At 60.6% G+C, this 19,424-nt stretch carries 19 protein-coding genes; 12 read left to right on the top strand and 7 right to left on the bottom strand.

The window, feature by feature from the left end; all coding sequences use genetic code 11:
• Nucleotides 1–54 precede the first annotated feature (54 nt).
• The 7 genes from rpe to trpC all read left to right on the top strand — a co-directional run bounded on the left by rpe (nt 55) and on the right by trpC (nt 8,165).
• Nucleotides 55–729 carry a ribulose-phosphate 3-epimerase gene (rpe, locus tag NAO55_RS00095; protein ID WP_013981691.1) on the top strand — a complete coding sequence of 225 codons (675 nt, stop codon included), beginning with the start codon at nt 55–57 and terminating at the stop codon, nt 727–729.
• Entirely contained in the window at nt 726–1,427 is a 702-nt protein-coding gene (locus tag NAO55_RS00090) for a phosphoglycolate phosphatase (protein ID WP_102839631.1), read from the top strand. The genes rpe and NAO55_RS00090 overlap by 4 nt, the downstream gene beginning before the upstream one ends.
• Before the next feature lie 181 nt (nt 1,428–1,608).
• Nucleotides 1,609–3,087, top strand: coding sequence for an anthranilate synthase component I (trpE, locus tag NAO55_RS00085; protein WP_102839632.1), 1,479 nt, complete (start codon nt 1,609–1,611; stop codon nt 3,085–3,087).
• A 146-nt stretch (nt 3,088–3,233) separates the two neighbouring features.
• Complete coding sequence (locus tag NAO55_RS00080) at nt 3,234–5,387, top strand: putative bifunctional diguanylate cyclase/phosphodiesterase (protein ID WP_102839633.1); 2,154 nt, start codon at nt 3,234–3,236, stop codon at nt 5,385–5,387.
• A gap of 305 nt (nt 5,388–5,692) precedes the next feature.
• A complete protein-coding gene (locus tag NAO55_RS00075) occupies nt 5,693–6,286 on the top strand; it encodes an aminodeoxychorismate/anthranilate synthase component II (protein WP_102839634.1) in 594 nt (197 codons plus the stop codon).
• Nucleotides 6,286–7,332, top strand: coding sequence for an anthranilate phosphoribosyltransferase (gene trpD / locus NAO55_RS00070; RefSeq protein ID WP_063539672.1), 1,047 nt, complete (start codon nt 6,286–6,288; stop codon nt 7,330–7,332). The genes NAO55_RS00075 and trpD overlap by 1 nt, the downstream gene beginning before the upstream one ends.
• Nucleotides 7,329–8,165 (top strand): indole-3-glycerol phosphate synthase TrpC, encoded by an 837-nt coding sequence (trpC, locus tag NAO55_RS00065; RefSeq protein ID WP_102839635.1) that lies wholly within the window; start codon nt 7,329–7,331, stop codon nt 8,163–8,165. Before trpD ends, trpC begins: the two co-directional genes overlap by 4 nt.
• Nucleotides 8,166–8,204: 39 nt before the next feature.
• On the opposite strand, the gene crp is transcribed toward trpC, so the two are convergent.
• Nucleotides 8,205–8,849, bottom strand: a complete 645-nt coding sequence (crp, locus tag NAO55_RS00060; RefSeq protein WP_037037793.1) for a cAMP-activated global transcriptional regulator CRP — start codon at nt 8,847–8,849, stop codon at nt 8,205–8,207.
• A gap of 212 nt (nt 8,850–9,061) precedes the next feature.
• Between crp and NAO55_RS00055 the strand changes: the two genes are divergently transcribed.
• Nucleotides 9,062–9,484, top strand: coding sequence for an OsmC family protein (locus NAO55_RS00055; RefSeq protein ID WP_063539674.1), 423 nt, complete (start codon nt 9,062–9,064; stop codon nt 9,482–9,484).
• 77 nt (nt 9,485–9,561) lie between these two features.
• On the opposite strand, the gene coq7 is transcribed toward NAO55_RS00055, so the two are convergent.
• Both coq7 and NAO55_RS00045 read right to left on the bottom strand, forming a co-directional pair.
• Complete coding sequence (coq7, locus tag NAO55_RS00050) at nt 9,562–10,209, bottom strand: 2-polyprenyl-3-methyl-6-methoxy-1,4-benzoquinone monooxygenase (RefSeq protein ID WP_063539675.1); 648 nt, start codon at nt 10,207–10,209, stop codon at nt 9,562–9,564.
• A 61-nt stretch (nt 10,210–10,270) separates the two neighbouring features.
• Complete coding sequence (locus tag NAO55_RS00045) at nt 10,271–10,612, bottom strand: histidine triad nucleotide-binding protein (RefSeq protein ID WP_063539676.1); 342 nt, start codon at nt 10,610–10,612, stop codon at nt 10,271–10,273.
• 77 nt (nt 10,613–10,689) lie between these two features.
• Between NAO55_RS00045 and NAO55_RS00040 the strand changes: the two genes are divergently transcribed.
• Nucleotides 10,690–12,165 (top strand): Ycf46 family AAA ATPase, encoded by a 1,476-nt coding sequence (locus tag NAO55_RS00040; protein WP_102839636.1) that lies wholly within the window; start codon nt 10,690–10,692, stop codon nt 12,163–12,165.
• Nucleotides 12,166–12,181: 16 nt separating this feature from the next.
• On the opposite strand, the gene NAO55_RS00035 is transcribed toward NAO55_RS00040, so the two are convergent.
• Nucleotides 12,182–13,120, bottom strand: coding sequence for a DUF805 domain-containing protein (locus tag NAO55_RS00035; protein WP_102839637.1), 939 nt, complete (start codon nt 13,118–13,120; stop codon nt 12,182–12,184).
• A 111-nt stretch (nt 13,121–13,231) separates the two neighbouring features.
• Nucleotides 13,232–13,660, bottom strand: coding sequence for a protoporphyrinogen oxidase HemJ (gene hemJ / locus NAO55_RS00030; RefSeq protein WP_102839638.1), 429 nt, complete (start codon nt 13,658–13,660; stop codon nt 13,232–13,234).
• Nucleotides 13,661–13,789: 129 nt separating this feature from the next.
• Here hemJ and argC point away from each other — a divergent pair, with 129 nt between their 5' ends.
• On the top strand, nt 13,790–14,824 hold the full coding sequence (gene argC / locus NAO55_RS00025) for an N-acetyl-gamma-glutamyl-phosphate reductase (RefSeq protein WP_102839639.1): 1,035 nt from the start codon (nt 13,790–13,792) through the stop codon (nt 14,822–14,824).
• Between the two features lie 110 nt (nt 14,825–14,934).
• Nucleotides 14,935–15,285, top strand: coding sequence for an iron-sulfur cluster insertion protein ErpA (gene erpA, locus NAO55_RS00020; protein ID WP_003296689.1), 351 nt, complete (start codon nt 14,935–14,937; stop codon nt 15,283–15,285).
• 53 nt (nt 15,286–15,338) lie between these two features.
• Here erpA and NAO55_RS00015 read toward each other — a convergent pair whose 3' ends face one another.
• Both NAO55_RS00015 and NAO55_RS00010 read right to left on the bottom strand, forming a co-directional pair.
• Nucleotides 15,339–16,430, bottom strand: a complete 1,092-nt coding sequence (locus NAO55_RS00015) for an anhydro-N-acetylmuramic acid kinase (protein WP_102839640.1) — start codon at nt 16,428–16,430, stop codon at nt 15,339–15,341.
• Nucleotides 16,431–16,432: 2 nt separating this feature from the next.
• The gene (locus NAO55_RS00010) at nt 16,433–17,845 is read right to left on the bottom strand and encodes a peptidoglycan DD-metalloendopeptidase family protein (protein ID WP_102839641.1); all 1,413 of its coding nucleotides are present in this window, start codon (nt 17,843–17,845) and stop codon (nt 16,433–16,435) included.
• 169 nt (nt 17,846–18,014) lie between these two features.
• Between NAO55_RS00010 and tyrS the strand changes: the two genes are divergently transcribed.
• Entirely contained in the window at nt 18,015–19,214 is a 1,200-nt protein-coding gene (gene tyrS, locus NAO55_RS00005; RefSeq protein ID WP_102839642.1) for a tyrosine--tRNA ligase, read from the top strand.
• Nucleotides 19,215–19,424 lie beyond the last annotated feature (210 nt).

Raw genomic sequence — 19,424 nt, 5'->3', positions numbered from 1 at the left:
CCCTGACCCCTCGGGTACAATGCGCGGCATCTTGCCGTGCAACCCGAGGTCGTCATGCAGCCGTTCGCCATCGCCCCTTCGATTCTTTCCGCCAATTTCGCCCGCCTGGGCGAGGAAGTGGACAACGTGCTGGCCGCCGGCGCCGACATCGTCCATTTCGACGTGATGGACAACCACTACGTGCCCAACCTGACCATCGGCCCGATGGTCTGCTCGGCGCTGCGCAAGCATGGCGTCACCGCGCCCATCGACGTGCACCTGATGGTCAAGCCGGTGGATCGCATGATCGGCGACTTCCTCGAGGCCGGCGCGACTTACATCACCTTCCATCCGGAAGCCTCGGAGCACATCGACCGTTCGCTGCAGCTGATCAAGGACGGCGGTGCCAAGGCCGGTCTGGTGTTCAACCCGGCGACGCCGTTGGACGTGCTCAAGTACGTCATGGACAAGGTCGACATGGTCCTGCTGATGAGCGTCAACCCCGGCTTCGGCGGGCAGAAGTTCATTCCCGGCACGCTGGACAAGCTGCGCGAGGCGCGCGCCCTGATCGACGCCAGCGGCCGTGAGATTCGCCTGGAGATCGATGGCGGCGTCAATCCGAAGAACATCCGCGAGATCGCCGCAGCAGGCGCCGACACCTTCGTCGCCGGCTCGGCCATCTTCAACCAGCCGGACTACAAGGCGGTGATCGACCAGATGCGCGCCGAGCTGGCGCTGGCCCGCCCATGACTCGCCTGGAGCAACTGTTCGACGGCACGCTGCCGCGGCTGGTGATGTTCGATCTGGACGGTACCCTGATGGACTCGGTACCGGATCTGGCCGCCGCAGTGGACAAGATGCTGATGCTGCTCGGCCGCCCACCGGCCGGTGTGGCCCGCGTGCGCGACTGGGTCGGCAACGGTTCGCGGGTGCTGGTGCGTCGCGCCTTGGCCGGTAGCTACGAGCATGCCGGTGTCGATGAAGACGAGGCCGATGCCGCGTTGGCGCTGTTCATGCAGGCTTATGCCGGCAGCCATGCCTTGACCACCGTCTACCCTGGCGTGCGTGAGTGCCTGGATTGGCTGGCCGCGCACGAGGTGGCACTGGCGGTCATCACCAACAAGCCGGCGCAGTTCGTCGCGCCGCTGCTGGAGGAGAAGGGTCTGGGTGGTTACTTCGGCTGGCTGGTTGGAGGCGATACGCTGCCGCAGCAGAAGCCAGATCCGGCAGCGCTCTTCTGGGTGATGGACAAGGTCGGCGCGACGCCCGCCGAGTCGCTGTTCATCGGTGATTCACGCAATGACGTGCGGGCCGCGCAAGCCGCCGGTGTGCCCTGCGTCGGGCTGAGCTACGGCTACAACCACGGCCGGCCTATCGAGGAGGAGCGCCCGGATCTGGTGCTCGACGACCTGCGCCTGCTGGTTGCTTCGAATTCGGGGCTGCGCTAGTGTGGCCCGACTCTTTTTTGCCCCGCCTCAAGAGAAAAACTCGTGGTGATTAGCCGCAAACAATGGACGAACGTCATCAAGGCCCTGGCCCGTTGGCGCTGGCGCGCCTGACTCTTCCTGCCGGCCCGGCCGGTGCGTTTGCCGTTGTTCGATCGAATCCTCCTCAGACCACGAGGCTGACATGACCCGCGAAGAATTCCTGCGTTTGGCCGACGAAGGCCACAACCGCATCCCCCTGTCGTTCGAGACGCTCGCCGACTTCGACACCCCGCTGTCGCTCTACCTGAAACTGGCCGATGCGCCGAACTCCTATCTGCTCGAATCCGTCCAGGGCGGTGAGAAGTGGGGGCGATACTCGATCATCGGACTGCCTTGCCGCACCGTGCTGCGCGTTCACGGCTATCAGGTACGGGTGACCGTCGATGGGATCGAGACGGAAAGCCTGGAGGTCGAGGACCCGCTGGCCTTCGTCGAGGCCTTCAAGCAGCGCTACCGGGTTGCGCCGGTCGAAGGGCTGCCGCGCTTCAATGGCGGACTGGTGGGCTATTTCGGCTACGACAGCGTGCGCTACGTCGAGCGTAAGCTCGGCAACTGTCCCAACCCTGACCCGTTGGGTACGCCGGATATCCTGCTGATGGTCTCCGACGCGGTGGTGGTATTCGACAACCTCGCCGGCAAGCTGCACTGCATCGTGCTCGCCGACCCGGCCGCCGAGGACGCCTACGCGCAGGGCCAGGCCTACTTGGCACAGCTGCGCCAGCGCTTGCGCCAGCCGGTCGTGCCGCGCCTGGGGCTGGACTTCGAGGCCGGGCCCGGCGCGGAGCCGGCATTCCGCTCAAGCTTCAGCCGCGAGGATTTCGAGCAGGCGGTTTGCCGCATCAAGGATTACATCCTGGCCGGTGATTGCATGCAGGTGGTGATTTCCCAGCGCATGTCGATCCCGTTCAGGGCGGCGCCGATCGATCTCTACCGCGCGTTGCGCTGCTTCAACCCGACGCCCTATATGTACTTCTTCAACTTCGGCGACTTCCATGTGGTCGGCTCGTCGCCGGAAGTGCTGGTGCGCGTCGAGGACGGCCTGGTTACCGTGCGGCCGATCGCCGGCACCCGTCCGCGCGGCGCCAGCGAGGAGGCCGACCTGGCGCTGGAGCAGGACCTGCTGTCCGACACCAAGGAACTGGCCGAGCACCTGATGCTGATCGACCTGGGTCGCAACGATGTCGGGCGGGTCGCCGAAACCGGCTCGGTGAAAGTCACCGAGAAGATGGTCATCGAGCGCTACTCCAACGTCATGCACATCGTTTCCAACGTTACCGGCCAGCTCAAGGCGCCGCTGTCGGCGATGGATGCGCTGCGCGCGATCCTGCCGGCGGGCACGCTCTCCGGCGCACCGAAGATCCGTGCCATGGAGATCATCGACGAGCTGGAGCCGGTCAAACGTGGCGTCTATGGCGGCGCGGTGGGCTACCTGGCGTGGAACGGCAACATGGACACCGCCATCGCCATCCGCACCGCTGTGATCAAGGACGGCGAGCTGCATGTACAGGCCGGTGCCGGCATCGTCGCCGACTCGCAGCCGGCGCTGGAGTGGGAAGAGACGCTGAACAAGCGACGCGCCATGTTCCGCGCAGTGGCGTTGGCAGAGAAGGGCAGCGACTGACCCGGACGCGGCGCGATTCACTTATCCGGTGAAATGCGACTAAAGTCCGCGTGCTTCGTATGGTAATGGCAGTTGGCTATGCCTATAGTCGGTGAACGCCGGGCTAGAGCGCCTGGCTGCCAACTTCCACCATCTTCGACCTGCCGATGCCCCTGACTCCCAGCTCCGGTTCTGCCAATTCACCGCGTCAGTTATGGGCTTCAGTGCTGACCGTCGCGCTCACCGGACTGCTGGTGCTGGTCTACCTGCTCTCGAGCCTGCTGGATTTCAGAGGTAGTCCGGTTTGGTTTCCGTTGCCCCTGCACATCGTCATGGAAACCTTCGCCATCACCGTGGCGATTCTGGTGTTTGCCGTGGCTTGGCACAGTCAGCAACCGGTGCATCTGTCCAACCCACTGCTGGCCTGTTCGTTTCTCGCCATCGCGCTGCTCGATATGGCGCACACGCTTTCCTACCAAGGCATGCCTCTCTGGGTGACGCCTGCGTCACCGGAGAAGGCGATCGCGTTCTGGCTGGTGTCCCGCTTCGTGCTCGCGCTGACGCTCTTGATCATAGCCTGCCGCCTGTGCGTGACCCTGCCACGCTATGTGCTGCTCGTATCGGCACTGGGCCTGGTGGCCCTAGTGGGCTATCTGCAGCTTTTCCAGCCGCAGCTGTGGCCGCGTACCTTCATCGAAGGTCAGGGGTTGACCGCTTTCAAGGTCAGCATGGAATGGCTGTTGATCGCGTTGTTCGCGCTGGCCGCCTGGCTGTTCTGGCGTAACCGTGCAGAAAGCGACGCAGCCTATTTCGACGGTTTGCTGGCCGCGACGCTGATCTCGATCCTCGCCGAGCTGTGTTTCACCGCCTACACCAGCGTGAACAGCTTCTACAGTCTGCTCGGACATGCTTACAAGATCGTGTCCTACTGCTTCATCTACCAGGTGGTGTTCGTTTCCAGCGTGCGCGCCCCGTACCAGCGTCTGGCCATTGAAATGAACGAGCGGGTGGCGGCACAGCAGCGTGCCGATTACGTCACCTATTTCGACAGCCTGACGGGACTGCCCAACCTCAGTCTGCTGGAAGAGCGTACACGCCAGGCGATCGCAGCGGCCCATAGCCTGAAGGGGGCCGTGGCGGTGCTCTACATCGACATCGACCACTTCAAGATGGTGAACGACTCCTTTGGACGCGCGTTTGGCGATGAGTTGCTGTGTGTCACCGGCTCCCGACTGCGGGCGGTACTGCCCGACAGTGCCGTGTTAGCTCGTGCAGGTGGCGATGAGTTCGTCGTGCTGCTGGCGGACCCGAGAGATGCCGATGGCGCTTCCGCAGTGGTTCAGCATGTGCTGGAGAGGTTGGGCGAACCCTTCATGATCCAGAAGCAGCAGATGGTGGTCTCGATCTCGGTCGGGGTCGCGGTCGGGCCTGACGACGGAATGGATTTCACCTGCCTGCTGCGCAATGCGGAAATGGCCATGTACAAGGCCAAGGAAGCCGGCCGTCGCACCTGGTGTTACTACAATCCTGAACTCGATACGGAGGTGCGCGGCCGGCTCTTGCTGATCAACGGGCTGCGCTTGGCGATCGAGCGGCAGGAGTTGCTACTTGAGTATCAGCTGCAGCTCGATCTCGGCAGCGGCAAGGTGGTCGGTGCGGAGGCGCTGGTTCGCTGGCAGCACCCGCAGTGGGGGCTACTGTCGCCGGGGCGGTTCATCCCGGCGGCGGAGCAGAGCGGCCTGATCGTCGATCTCGGCAAGTGGATCATTCTGGAAGTCTGTCTGCAGGCTGCCCGCTGGCGTGCCGAAGGGCTCGATGTTCCGCAGGTCGCAGTGAATGTCGCGGCGGTCCAGCTGCACCAGGGATCGCTGGTGGACACCGTAGCCGCTGCGCTGGAGCAGAGCGGCCTGCCTGCGGCGGCCCTCGAGCTGGAGCTGACCGAATCCAGCCTGGTCGAAAATACCGAGCAGGTGATGGTTACCTTGGCAGGGCTCAAGGGCCTGGGTGTGAAGCTAGCAATCGATGACTTCGGCACCGGCTATTCCTGCCTGGCGTACCTTCGCCGCCTGTCGGTGGACACGCTGAAAATCGATCGCTCCTTCGTCAATGACCTGGCGAACGAGGATGGCCATGCCATTGTCGCCGCGATTATCCAGATGTCCGAGTCGCTGGGGCTCAATACGCTGGCCGAAGGGGTGGAAAATGCGGAAACTGCGGCCGAGTTGCGCCGGCTCGGCTGCCGCCAGGCCCAGGGATTCCTGTATGCGCGGCCGGTTCGCGCAGCGCAGCTGCCTGACGCGATTGCCTCCCTGAGTAGCTAGGTTCGCCATCGCTTGTCGATGGCTGTCGGGTATCGCTCTGGTATAGTCCGTTGAAATCGTGGCCTGGCATGGGCTACTTTGCGCTGACCGCCCTGCGAGGCCTTTCCGTGATATTCAGCAGTATTCTCCTGATGCGCCTGTTCAAGGCCAATGCCCGGTGGCGTTGGCGCGCCTGATCCCCATCGTTGGCTCCGTGCCGAAATAGCCATTCACGCCTGCCCTTCGAGCGCTTCCCGCGTCGCTACCGCGACGTCCGAAGCTCGCGGCGGGCGCTGGATCAGCCTCAAGCCTTTAGGGTGACGCAAATGCTGCTAATGCTGGATAACTACGATTCCTTTACCTACAACGTCGTGCAATACCTGGGCGAGCTAGGCGCCGAGGTGAAGGTGGTACGCAACGACGAACTTAGCGTGGCCGAGATCGAAGCCTTGAAGCCCGAGCGCATCGTCGTATCGCCGGGCCCCTGTACACCGAATGAGGCCGGCGTATCGCTGGAACTGATCCGCCACTTTGCCGGTAAGTTGCCGATTCTCGGGGTCTGTCTTGGACACCAGAGCATCGGTCAGGCGTTCGGTGGCGATGTGATTCGCGCTCGCCAGGCCATGCATGGCAAGACCAGCCCGGTGTTCCATCATGACCAGGGCGTCTTCGCCGGCCTGAACAACCCACTCAACGTCACCCGCTATCACTCGCTGGTGGTCAAGCGTGAAACCCTTCCGGACTGCCTGGAAGTCACCGCATGGACACAGCTGGACGATGGGGCGGTGGACGAGATCATGGGGCTGCGGCATCGGACGATGAACGTCGAAGGTGTGCAGTTCCATCCGGAGTCGATCCTCACTGAACAGGGGCATGAACTGTTCGCCAACTTTCTGAAGCAGACCGGAGGCATGCGCTGATGGATATCAAGGAAGCCCTCAACCGCATCGTCGGTCAGCTGGACCTGACCACTGAGGAAATGCAGGCAGTGATGCGCCAGATCATGACGGGGCAGTGCACTGACGCACAGATCGGCGCCTTCCTCATGGGCATGCGCATGAAGAGCGAGACTATCGACGAGATTGTCGGTGCGGTGCAGGTGATGCGCGAGCTGGCCGAGCCGGTGCGTTTCGCGACGGAAAAGCTGGTCGACACCTGCGGCACCGGCGGGGATGGGATGAATATCTTCAACGTCTCGACGGCGGCTTCCTTCGTTGTCGCTGCAGCGGGCGGCAAGGTGGCCAAGCACGGCAACCGCGCCGTATCCGGCAAGAGTGGCAGCGCCGATCTGCTCGAGGCGGCTGGGGTATATCTCGACCTCACCCCGGAGCAAGTGGCACGCAGCGTCGATACAGTCGGTGTCGGCTTCATGTTTGCGCCGGCCCACCATGGCGCCATGAAGCACGCCGCTGGGCCGCGGCGCGAGCTGGGTTTGCGTACCCTGTTCAATATCCTCGGGCCAATGGCCAATCCAGCCGGTGTGCGCCATCAGGTACTCGGGGTGTTCAGCAAGGCGCTGTGCCGACCGATGGCCGAGGTGCTGCTGCGCTTGGGCAGCAAGCATGTCCTGGTCGTCCATGCGCAGGACGGCCTGGACGAGATCAGCCTGGCTGCGCCCACTCATGTGGCCGAACTGAAGGATGGTCAGATTCACGAGTACGACGTTCAGCCGGAGGATTTCGGCATCAAGAGCCAGAGCCTCATCGGCCTCAACGTCGAAGACGCCCAGGGCTCGCTGACCTTGATCCGCGATGCGCTGGGACGCCGGCAGAGCGAGAACGGGCAGAAGGCCGCCGACATGATCGTGCTGAACGCTGGCGCCGCACTCTATGCCGCAGATCTGGCAACCAGCCTCAAGCAAGGCGTGGAGATGGCGCACGATGCGCTTAGTACCGGGCTGGCGCGCGACAAGCTGGAGGAGCTGGTGTCCTTCACCGCAGTGTTCAAGCAGGAGAACAAGAAATGAGCGTGCCGACCGTGCTGGAAAAGATCATTGCGCGGAAGTTCGAGGAGGTTGCTGAACGCAGTCGACAGGTTGGACTGAGCGATCTCGAGCAGCGTGCGAGGTTGGCCGATCCGGTGCGCGGGTTTGCCGCAGCGTTGGAGCAGCGTGTTCGCAGCAAGGAGGCGGCGGTGATCGCCGAAGTGAAAAAGGCGTCACCGAGCAAGGGCGTGATTCGAGAGCCATTCCTGCCGGCCGACATCGCCACTAGCTATGAGGCAGGCGGTGCCACCTGCCTTTCCGTGCTGACCGACGTCGATTTCTTTCAGGGCGCAGACAGTTATCTGCAGCAGGCTCGCGCGGCCTGTTCGCTGCCGGTGATCCGCAAGGACTTCATGGTCGACCCCTATCAGGTGGTCGAGGCGCGCGCACTCGGGGCCGACTGCATCCTGTTGATCGTTGCGGCATTGGACGACGCACGCATGCATGAGCTGGCGGCGGTCGCCAAGGAGCAGGGGCTGGATGTGCTGGTGGAGGTGCACGACGGCGATGAGCTGGAGCGAGCGTTGCACCTGGATACTCCGCTGGTGGGCATCAACAACCGAAACCTGCATACCTTCGAGGTCAGCCTTGAAACCACGCTGGACCTGCTGCCGCGGGTACCGAAGGACCGCCTGGTGATTACCGAGAGCGGCATTCTCAATCGTGCGGATGTCGAGCTGATGGAAATCAATCAGGTCTACGCGTTTCTGGTCGGTGAGGCCTTCATGCGTGCCGAACAACCTGGGAGCGAACTGCAGCGCCTGTTCTTCCCTGATCGCGTGCGGGCGCGTGCCGCACCTGCCGATCCGGAATGACGCCTGCCTGCGTTGCGCAGGCAGGCGCTGTGGCCTCGGTCAGCGGGTGCCGAACACCACCATGGTCTTGCCTTTCACATAGACAAGACCTTGCGACTCCAGACTCTTGAGCACTCGCCCGACCATTTCCCGGGAACAACCAACGATTCGGCCGATTTCCTGGCGGGTAATCTTGATCTGCATGCCGTCGGGATGAGTCATCGCATCCGGCTGTTTGCACAGATCGAGTAGCGTGCGCGCGACACGGCCGGTGACATCGAGAAACGCCAAATCGCCCACCTTGCGCGTGGTATTGCGTAGACGCTCGGCCATCTGGCTGCCGAGTGCGTAGAGGATATCCGGGTCTTGCTGGGTCAGCTCGCGGAACTTTGCATAGCTCAGTTCAGCCACTTCGCATTCGGTCTTCGCGCGAACCCAGGCGCTGCGTTCTTTTTCTGCACCTTCTTTCTCGAAAAGCCCCATCTCTCCGAAGAAATCGCCAGCGTTCAGGTACGCGATGATCATCTCGCGGCCGTCATCGTCCTCGATGAGAATGGTGACCGAGCCTTTGACGATGAAAAATAGCGACTCGCAACGGTCGCCAGCATAGATGATGGTGCTTTTTGCCGTGTACCGCCGTCTATGGCAGTGCGCGAGCAACTTGTCGATATTCTTTATCTTGGGCGTAAGAGTGATAGCTACCATGCTGTGGGTCCCGGATAAGTACTTAATAAAGGCTGATTATTGTTATATGTCGCTGTCATTCAGCTATCGCCAGCTTAACAGACGCAGGTGCGCCGGCAACAAGTTGCGACAATCGAAACGAGAGGGTCAACGCACCTTTAGTCGCGTGCCCCGTCGCGGCCGATCCTGAGGGCCATGGTAAGCTATTTGCCCTGTTTTTTATGGAGCTGACGATGAAAGCGCGCATTCAATGGGTCGATGGCGCCATGTTTCTCGGTGAGTCTGGCAGCGGCCATGTCGTCGTGATGGACGGACCGCCCGAGAGCGGTGGTCGCAATCTCGGGGTGCGACCGATGGAGATGTTGCTGCTGGGCCTTGGCGGTTGCAGCAACTTCGATGTGGTCAGCATCCTCAAGAAGTCCCGCCAGGCGGTGGAAAGTTGTGAAGCCTTCGTGGAAGCCGAGCGGGCGTCGGAGGATCCGAAGGTATTCACGCGCATCCATTTGCGCTTCGTCGTCAAGGGACGCGGCTTGAAGGAGGCGCACGTCAAGCGGGCGGTTGAGCTATCGGCCGAGAAATACTGCTCGGCATCCATCATGCTCGGTCGCGCAGGTGTGGAGATCAGCCACTCATACGAAATCGTCGAGCTGGGATGAGCCGTTTGCACCGGCCCGTTCGGTTGGCTGTATTGCCGAGCCAGGTCTCGTGAGTTCCATGAACCTGGCTGGTCCGGTTAGATTCGATAAGTGGCTTTGGTCATGACCTTGGACATCAGGCTCATGCCGAACTTGATCGGGGCTGGAAACCGCAGGCCGCCAGCCTCGATGGCTGCCGTCGAGTGCTGCGCTTCGTCCTCGCGCATCTGTTCGAGAATGGCCCGCGACTTGTCGTCCCCCGCCGGCAGCTGGCCAAGGTGCTCGTCCAGATGCTTGCAGACCTGATCTTCGGTGGCGGCGACGAAGCCGAGGCTGATGCGATCGCTGATCAGCCCGGCGGATGCGCCGATCCCGAAGGACAGCCCGTAGAACAGCGGGTTGAGCACGCTGGTATGACTGCCCAGTTGTCGTATCCGTTGTTCACACCAGGCCAGGTGATCGATTTCTTCGTCCGCGGCCTGTTCCATTGCCTGACGTACCTGCGGCAACCGCGCCGTCAGCGCCTGTCCCTGATACAGCGCCTGGGCGCAGACTTCGCCGGTATGGTTGATGCGCATCAGTCCGGCGACGTGCCGTGTTTCGCTCTCGGTGAGTTCGCTATCGTTCTTCAGCACGGCCGGAGAAGGCCTCGATGGCTGCCCGCTAAACGGTAGCAAGGTACGGAGCGCGGCGTCGGCCTGCATCAAGAGACGGTCGGCTGGGGAGTAGTGACGTTGGCTGGACATGGTTCCTCCTGGAGAGGTGAGGCCGATAACGAGGTTATGGATAACTTTATCAGTGCGGCCGTCAGCCGGGCGGCCAATGCATCTGACGTTTTCCCAACACGTGCATATGGATGTGATGGACCGTCTGGCCACCCAAGTCGTTGCAATTGACGACCACCCGAAAGCCGTCCTGACACCCTTGCTCACTGGCCAGTCGTTGGGCGGTGAAAAGCATATGCCCTGCCAGCGCGTTGTCCGTCTCCGCGTCTAGGTCGTGCAGCGTGGCGATGTGCTTCTTCGGAATCAGCAGAAAGTGTACTGGTGCCTGAGCGGCGATATCGTGGAAGGCGATAATCTGATCGTCTTCATAGAGCTTGCGCGCGGGAATTTCCCCGACCACGATCTTGCAAAAAAGACAATCCATGACGGTTCTCCGTGGGAGATCGGTCGCACAGTGTATCAGGGCATCCAGGCCGGAGTGAGCCTGCACAGGGAGATGGCGTGAGAAACGATATTCATGATCTGGGCCTGGTCCTGGAGTCGCGGGTCAAGCTGGTGCTGGTCGAGTCGTGGGATGAGCGGAGAGTGCTCGAGACGTTGACCGGGCTTGCCGTTCGGCGCGGTGTGGGCCTGTATGTCTGGGCTGCCACCGAAGGACTGCGGCACCTGGCGTTTGGTGGGGAGCTGCACGGCGGAGAAGACAGCCGCAAGCCCGCAAGCGCACTGGAACTGGTGAAGCATGATCCACTCGCCAATCTTTACGTGTTCTGCGATCTGCACCCCTATCTCGATGATCCTGTCCTGGTCCGCCTGCTCAAGGACATCGCGATGAAGGAGTCGTCCTCGGCGCCTACGGTCGTGCTGGTATCCCATGCGCTCAAGCTTCCGCCGGAGGTACAGCGTTACTCGTCTCGCTTCAGCCTGTCCCTGCCTGTCGAGGAGGAGCTGCTGGCCATCGTCCGCGAGGAAGCGACCCGCTGGAGCGAACGCAACCGTGGCGCGCGGGTGCGTACGGATAACCGTACGTTGCAGCAGGTCGTGAAGAACCTACGAGGTCTGAGCCATGCCGAGGCGCGCGCACTGGCGCGGAACCTGATCTGCGATGACGGCGCCATTACTCAGGAAGATCTTCCGGAGCTCAATCGCAGCAAGTTCCAGTTGCTGGATCTGGACGGTGTGCTGGGCTTCGAACACGAGACGGCCCGCTTCGCGGAAGTCGGCGGTCTGGGGAACTTCAAGCGCTGGCTGGCGGCGCGCCAGGCGGCGTTCTTGTCCGAGACCGACGACCGGCCGCGCGGCGTCATGCTCGTCGGCGTCCAGGGTGGCGGCAAGAGTCTGGCCGCCAAGGCCGTAGCGGGGCTGTGGGGGCTGCCACTGCTGCGCCTGGATTTTGCCTGCCTGTACAACAAGTATTTCGGGGAAACCGAGCGCAATTTGCGGGAAGCACTTGCGCTGGCCGAACAGATGGCGCCGTGCGTGCTATGGATGGATGAGATCGAAAAAGGGTTGGCAGTCGGAGATATGGATGGCGGGGTTAGCCAGCGAGTGCTGGGCACGCTGTTGACCTGGATGGCTGAGCGCGCTGCGCCGGTCTTTCTGGTCGCCACTGCCAATGCGATCAAGCGGCTGCCCCCCGAACTGCTGCGAAAGGGGCGTTTCGACGAACTATTCTTCGTCGACTTGCCGGATGCGGCCACACGCATCGACATATTTCGCATCCATCTCGAACGGCGAGAGCTGGCACCCGACACATTGGCGCTTGCATCGCTGGCCGAAGCCAGCGATGGTTTCTCTGGTGCCGAGATCGAGCAGGTGGTCGTGAGTGCGGTCTACGCGGCGCAGGCACAACAGCGACAGGTCGATCAGGCCATGTTGCTCGATTGCATCCGCACCACCTCGCCGCTATCGGTTGTCATGGCCGAAGAGCTCGCGGCGCTACGCCAGTGGGCGAGCGGGCGGACAGTGTGCGCCGACTAAGCTACGTGGGCCTTCATCAGCCTATTTCGCGGGACAGGCTCAGCAGCGTCGGTACCGCTGCCACACCGACAAGGATCAGTACCAGCCACAGCGCGGCGAGTAACTTCACGGCGCGACTGTTAGGGGGAGGCGGCGACCCATATCGATTGGCTTCCTTGGTGCCTGGCACCAGTAGCATGGCGAAGGGAAAGAGGCTGCCTATGACAGGCACCAGGTTCAGCAGAATCAACCAGCCGGACCAGCCAAAATCATGCAGACGCTGTACGCCGATCAGCACGCTGACGACCGCGATCGCAACGCCTGCCAGAGCCATGCAAACCAGGCCGGCGGTAGGTGACATGGCCATGATGATGGCCGCGAGCCCGAACAGCCCAGCTCCGGCGAACATGATGGCCATCGACCACGCGAGATAGCGCAGGCGTCCGATCCGCCCTGACACCGAAAGGGGTTTGAGTTCGCCGTGCAGCGGCAGGGTTTCATCAACGTCGGCAGCTGGCGGCGCATAGGGCGAGTTCGGGGGCGCGGCAGTAGAGGGCATGTTCTGCTGTAGTAACGACTGGCGAGCCAGATACTTATCGAAAACAATGCCGCACGCCTGGCAGATGGAGGCTCGCTCCTGCACATGGCCGCACTTCGGGCATTCCATGGTCCCGACTACGGCCTGGTCAGTCGGGTTAGCGGTATCCTCGTGCATCTGCACCAGGCTGAGCTCTCGGGCGGGCTGCTCCTGAGCCTTGTGGGCCTTTGCCCCGGCACGCTGCAGTGCGGCAAGGTACTTATCCGCCTCCGTCCTGGTGAGTCGGCGCTTGAGGACCGTGGCCTCCCCGCCGAAAAGCTTGTCGATCTTGCCGGTGTCGGTTTTGAACAACGCCGCCAGGTTTTCCTTGACGGTCTGCTGATTCATCCCGGATTCAAGCTCGCCTTTGAAGACGATTCTGTACTGAGCTTCTTGCATGCGGCATCCATGTCACGACGTTGTTGGGCGAGAACAGTAGAGCGCTGTTCTCGCCTGGGCAAGGTGGCTCAATCAGGACTCTGCGCCGGATAACAGATTCTCTTCGGGAGATCAGAACGGCCTGACTACGACCAGAATGACGATGGCGACAAGGAACAGGACTGGCACTTCGTTGAACCAGCGATAGAACACATGGCCGCGCATGTTCTCGTCACGGGCGAAGCGCTTGAGTTGGGCGCCGCAGATGTGGTGATAGCCGATCAGGAGCGCCACCAATGCTAGTTTTGCATGCAGCCAGCCGCCGGTACTGAACAGACTAGGGTTGAGCACGATCATCCATATCCCTAAACCAAGGGTCGCGATCATCGATGGCAGCATGATGCCGCGATACAGCTTGCGTTCCATCACCTTGAAACGCTCCCGACTAGGCTGGTCTTCGCTCATTGCGTGATAGACGAATAGCCGGGGCAGGTAGAATAAGCCGGCGAACCAACAGACCACCGCAACGATGTGCAGCGCTTTGAGCCAGAGGTAAAGCATCGATTGAATCCTTCAAGGACAGGTGCGTCGATATTAGAGGCTGGGGAAAGGCCCGTCATCCCGGCGGTTGGCCCGAAACCAAAGCAGCTTTATCATCGCGTTCTTTCTGGATCCAGTTGAGGGCAGGGCATGATCAAGGTCGGTATCGTTGGCGGCACAGGCTATACGGGCGTGGAGTTGCTTCGCCTGCTCGCCCAGCATCCGCAGGCCGAAGTGGCAGTCATCACTTCTCGCTCAGAGAATGGCGTCAAGGTGACTGACATGTATCCGAACCTGCGAGGCCACTATGATGGCCTTGCTTTCAGCGTTCCCGACACGACCACGCTGGGCGACTGTGATGTGGTGTTTTTCGCTACGCCGCATGGTGTGGCGCACGCGCTTGCCGGTGAGCTTCTAGCAGCCGGTACCCGTGTCATTGACCTCTCTGCTGATTTCCGATTGCAGGATGCAGACGAATGGGCCAAATGGTACGGCCAGCCTCACGGGGCGCCCGAGCTGCTACCTGAGGCGGTGTACGGTTTGCCGGAGGTCAACCGGGAGCAGATAAAGACCGCACGGCTCATTGCCGTTCCTGGTTGTTATCCCACGGCTACGCAACTTGGTTTCATTCCTCTGCTCGAGCAAGGGCTGGCCGACGCGTCGCGTTTGATTGCAGACTGTAAGTCGGGTGTCAGCGGTGCCGGCCGTGCGGCGAAGATCGGCTCCTTGTTCGCCGAGGCAGGCGAAAGCATGATGGCCTATGGGGTGAAAGGTCACCGGCACCTTCCCGAGATCAGCCAAGGCCTGCGCCGGGCCGCCAATGCTGATGTCGGACTCACCTTTGTCCCGCATCTGACACCGATGATTCGCGGTATTCACGCCACGCTATACGCAACGGTGACTGACGCATCGGTCGATCTGCAGAAGCTGTATGAGCAGCGTTATGCCAATGAACCGTTTGTCGACGTAATGCCTGCCGGGAGCCACCCCGAGACGCGCAGTGTGCGTGGGGCGAATGTTTGCAGGATTGCTGTTCATCGCCCTCAGGACGGCGACTTGGCGGTTGTGCTGTCGGTGATCGACAATCTGGTGAAGGGCGCTTCGGGTCAGGCCGTGCAGAACATGAATATCCTGTTTGGCCTGGACGAGCGTACAGGCCTTGGCAATGTAGCCTTGTTACCCTGATGACGTGTCGTGCCCGACCGACTGGGCATGTCGAATAGTTGACCGGTTTTGTCGGGAAAGCCGATAATGCACCGTCAACGCAGTAGGGCGTTTTACGCCAGGAGAACCCAATGAGTGTCGAATCCTTCACGCCCACCGCCATCCAGTTCAGTCAGGGGGCTGCGAGCAAGGTGAAGAGCCTCGTCGACGAGGAAGGCAATCCGCGCTTGAAGCTGCGTGTCTTCGTTACCGGAGGGGGCTGCTCGGGTTTCCAGTACGGCTTCACGTTTGACGAGGACATCGCCGATGACGACACCGTGATCGAGCGAGAGGGCGTGAGTTTGGTGGTAGATCCCATGAGCTACCAATACCTGGCTGGTGCGGAAGTCGATTACCAGGAGGGGTTGGAAGGTTCTCGTTTCGTTATAAAGAATCCGAACGCGACTACTACCTGCGGATGTGGCCAGTCCTTCTCGATCTGAGTGCTGGTGCCGCAAGGAAAACGCCGTGCTATGCACGGCGTTTTCGTTTGGGCTCAAGCCGGGTAGATCGCGCCGAGGATCCGGTTTCCGCGTGCACCGGTAACTCGCGGGCGATTTGCAGGTATTCCTTCCAAACAACAATGGGCCAGCCAGGCGAAAGCCATCGCTTCCACCCAGTCCGGCGGAACGCCGTGGCTTTGTGTGCTGAGCACTTGGCTGCGCGGGAGCAGCGCTTCCAAGCGATGCATCAATGCTTGGTTGTGCGCGCCCCCGCCGCAAACCAGTAGTTCTTCCGTGTCGGGTTGTGCTGCCATAAGTGAATCGCAGATGCTACTGGCCGTGAGCTCCAGCAAGGTTGCCTGGACGTCTTCAGGGCGCATGGCTTCATAACGGGCGAGGTGTTCATCAAGCCAGGCAGGATTGAATAGTTCGCGTCCGGTGCTCTTGGGGCCCTTCGTCGTGAAGAACTCTTCAGCGAGCATGGCGTCGAGCAATGGTTGCACCACCGTACCCTGCGCCGCCCAGTCGCCATTACGATCGAACGGTTGCGCCATGTGGCGCCATACCCAGGCGTCCATCAAGACATTTCCGGGGCCGCAATCGAAACCGTAAGAGGGTTGGCCCGGGGACAAAAGGCTTAGGTTGCAAAAGCCACCTATGTTCAGCACTGCGCGAGCCTTGCTGCTGTCTCCGAAGACGGCCTCATGAAAGGCTGGCACCAGAGGTGCGCCCTGGCCGCCAGCAGCAACATCACGCCGGCGAAAGTCGGCAACGACATTGATGCCGGTCAGCTCAGCCAGTAGCGCAGGATTGCCAATCTGTATCGTGAAACCTCGATGCGGCTCGTGCCTAACGGTCTGTCCGTGGCTCCCGATGGCGCGTATCGCTTGCGGTGATAACCGCTGTTCGCCCAGCAAATAGAGAATTGCTTCTGCTGCCAGCTGCACCCAATGCTGCTCGGCGATGGCGCAGCGCGCCAATTCGTCTTGCCCAGGCGAGCACAGAGCAAGAAGATCCTGGCGAAGCGATGCTGGCATGGGCACGAAGTGTGTGGCGAGCAGTCGCGTGCAGCTGCTTTGCTCGACAAGTGCGACATCCAGCCCATCCAGGCTGGTACCAGACATCACGCCCAGATACAGGGGCATGTTTACTCCTGGTTAAGGGCCAGCATGGTTGCCTTCTCTTCGTCCATGCGAGCCATGAGTGGCTGGCTCAGCTGCATGAAACGCTGCTTTTCATTCTTGGCGATTGGGTCAGCCATGGGCAGCTTCAGGCCCAGCGGATCTACATGGACGCCGTCCACCTGAAACTCGTAATGCAGGTGCGGACCGGTAGAAAGACCGGTAGTGCCGATGTAGCCGATGATCTGCCCCTGCTTGACGCTTGATCCATTGCGCACGCCCTTGGCGAATCCTTGCATGTGAGCGTAGAGCGTACGATAGCGTTGGCCGTGCTGAATGATCACCGTGTTTCCGTATCCCCCTTTGCGTCCAGCAAGCAGTACCTTGCCATCGCCGGCGCTCTTGATCGGGGTTCCGCGTGGTGCGGCGTAATCGACGCCTTTGTGGGCGCGGATTTTGTTCAGAATCGGATGCTTGCGGCCATTGGAGAATCGGGAGCTGATCCTGGCGAAGTCGACCGGAGTTCGAATGAACGCCTTTCGCATGCTGGTCCCGTCAGCATTGTAATAACTGGTCGCGCCGTCCTTGTTGGTATAACGGACCGCCGAGTAGGTTTTGCCTCGGTTGGTGAAGCGCGCGGCAAGAATATTGCCCGTTCCGACGCGTTCACCGCCCACGGTTTTCTCTTCGTAAAGCACTTCGAAACTGTCACCCTTGCGAATGTCGAGTGCGAAGTCGATGTCGTAGCCGAACACGTTGGCCAGATCCATGGTCAGATTGTGGCTCAGACCGGCACGCCTCGCCGCTAGGAACAGGCTGCTATCAATCTCGCCGCGAGCATAGACCGTACCGACTTCAGGCTTTATCTGCTCCTTCTTGAAGGCATACCCGTCGGCACGTTTCTCTAGGGCAAGGGTCTCCAGGCTGTTGAGCTTGCTTCGCAGGCTCGCAAGGTCGCCTTGCTCTGTCAGCTTGAACTCAAGCGTCTGGCCGATTCTCAGTCGGGAAAACTGCTTGGCTTCCTGGCTGCTTGAGAGCACGGCATGCATAGTTGCTGGCGATAGGCCAACTTTTGCGAATACCGTCGATAGCGTATCCCCGTTGGCTACCACGACGGTTTTTTCGAGAGGATCCACTAGGGGTTCAACGACTTGAGCGTTCAGTTCGCCTGGCTCGCCGCCTTGCTTGGATTCGTGTGACGGCCCTTGCGCCGGTGGTTGTGCGAAAGGGGAATGGTCCGTGTTCGGGAGATTCGTTTCTTGCTCCCCGATGGAATGATCTAAAGAAGATTCCAGTTTCAGGTCGATGAAGGTCTTCTTCGCTTCTACCTCGCGTGAAGGGAACACGAGCAGAGCCAGGCTCAACAACGCAGCTACACCACTGGCAGCCAGAAGATGGCTCTTGGGGTAGTTAGGAGCTTTCGATTTGGAAGGCATCATTCGGCGTCTGGCATTTTGAACGGGAAATAACTGTCTAAAATATAAGCAAAGCCCTGATGAAGCAACCCTTGCGGCGGGTGAGCTGTCGGTCGGTTCGGGCCCGTGGTTTGTAAACGGCCTGCGATATTGTAAGGTTGTCGCCCTTTAATAAATGGTACGGGGCATTGCCATGAAGTCGGTTCAAGAGCAGCTATCGGTGATCAAGAGAGGCGCTGATGAGGTGCTCGTCGAGTCTGAGCTAATCGCTAAGCTCGAGCGAGGCGAGCCGCTGCGCGTCAAGGCTGGATTCGATCCGACGGCTCCCGATCTTCACCTCGGTCACACAGTACTGATCAACAAGATGCGTCAGCTCCAGGATTTGGGGCATCAGGTGGTCTTCCTTATAGGTGATTTCACCGGGATGATTGGTGACCCAAGTGGCAAAAGTGCCACGAGGCCGCCGCTGACGCGCGATCAGGTGCTGGAGAATGCCGAGACCTATAAGGCTCAAGTCTTCAAGATTCTGGATCCGGCAAGAACGGAAGTGGCTTTCAACTCTGCATGGATGGATAAGCTGTCGCCTGCGGACTTCATACGCCTGGCTTCGCAGTACACCGTCGCGCGCATGCTCGAGCGCGACGACTTCAGCAAGCGGTACTCGACCAATCAGCCGATTGCCATCCATGAGTTTCTCTATCCGCTGGTTCAGGGCTATGACTCAGTCGCGCTCAAAGCTGATATCGAGCTCGGCGGGACAGACCAGAAATTCAACCTGCTCATGGGGCGTGAGTTGCAGCGGGCGTACGGGCAGCCATCCCAGTGTGTAGTGACTATGCCGCTGTTGGAGGGTTTGGATGGCGTCAAGAAGATGTCCAAGTCGCTCGGGAATTACGTTGGGATTCAGGAGGCTCCCGGTGTGATGTATAGCAAGCTGGTGTCGATTCCTGATTCGCTCATGTGGCGGTATTTCGAATTGCTCAGCTTCCGCTCGGAGGAAGAGATCGCCGAGTTCCGCTCTGACGTTGAGCGTGGAGCCAATCCGCGTGACATCAAGATCAAGCTGGCGGAAGAGATTGTGGCGCGTTTTCATGGCGACGAAGCGGCTGCGACGGCTCATCGCTCGGCAGGTAATAGAATGAAGGATGGCGAGCTGCCAGAGGACTTGCCCGAGATTGAGTTGGTTTCGGAGATAGACATGCCGATTGCCGCTGTTCTTAATAAGGCTGGGCTTGTTAAGAACGCCGCCATGGCGCGCGATCTGCTCGGCTCTGGTGGGGTGCGCGTCGACGGGCAGGTCGTGGATCGTGATTTCATGTTCAGGCGTGGTGTGGCACATGTCTGCCAGGCTGGAAAGAAGTCCTTTGCTCGTGTTTCGCTGAAGTCCGAATAAAACGAAATAAACGGTTGACGGCTGTTTTCAGGTGCCTATAATGCGCACCACTTCCGGCGCAGTCCTCAAGCAAAACCTCTTGTAAATCAAAAGGTTAGCTAAAAAAGGGTTGCATCGGTGGCGGATTCGAGTAGAATGCGCCGCGCTGGCAGGGCGGTGGTTGAGCTTTGTTGGTGGCTTCGGTCGAGTCGATCGAAAGCGGTTGAAAGG

Source organism: Stutzerimonas frequens (assembly GCF_024448335.1).
Classification (GTDB): Bacteria; Pseudomonadota; Gammaproteobacteria; order Pseudomonadales; family Pseudomonadaceae; genus Stutzerimonas; species Stutzerimonas frequens.
Note: the sequence above shows the minus strand (reverse complement) of the source record. Positions and strands in the feature narration are given on the sequence as shown.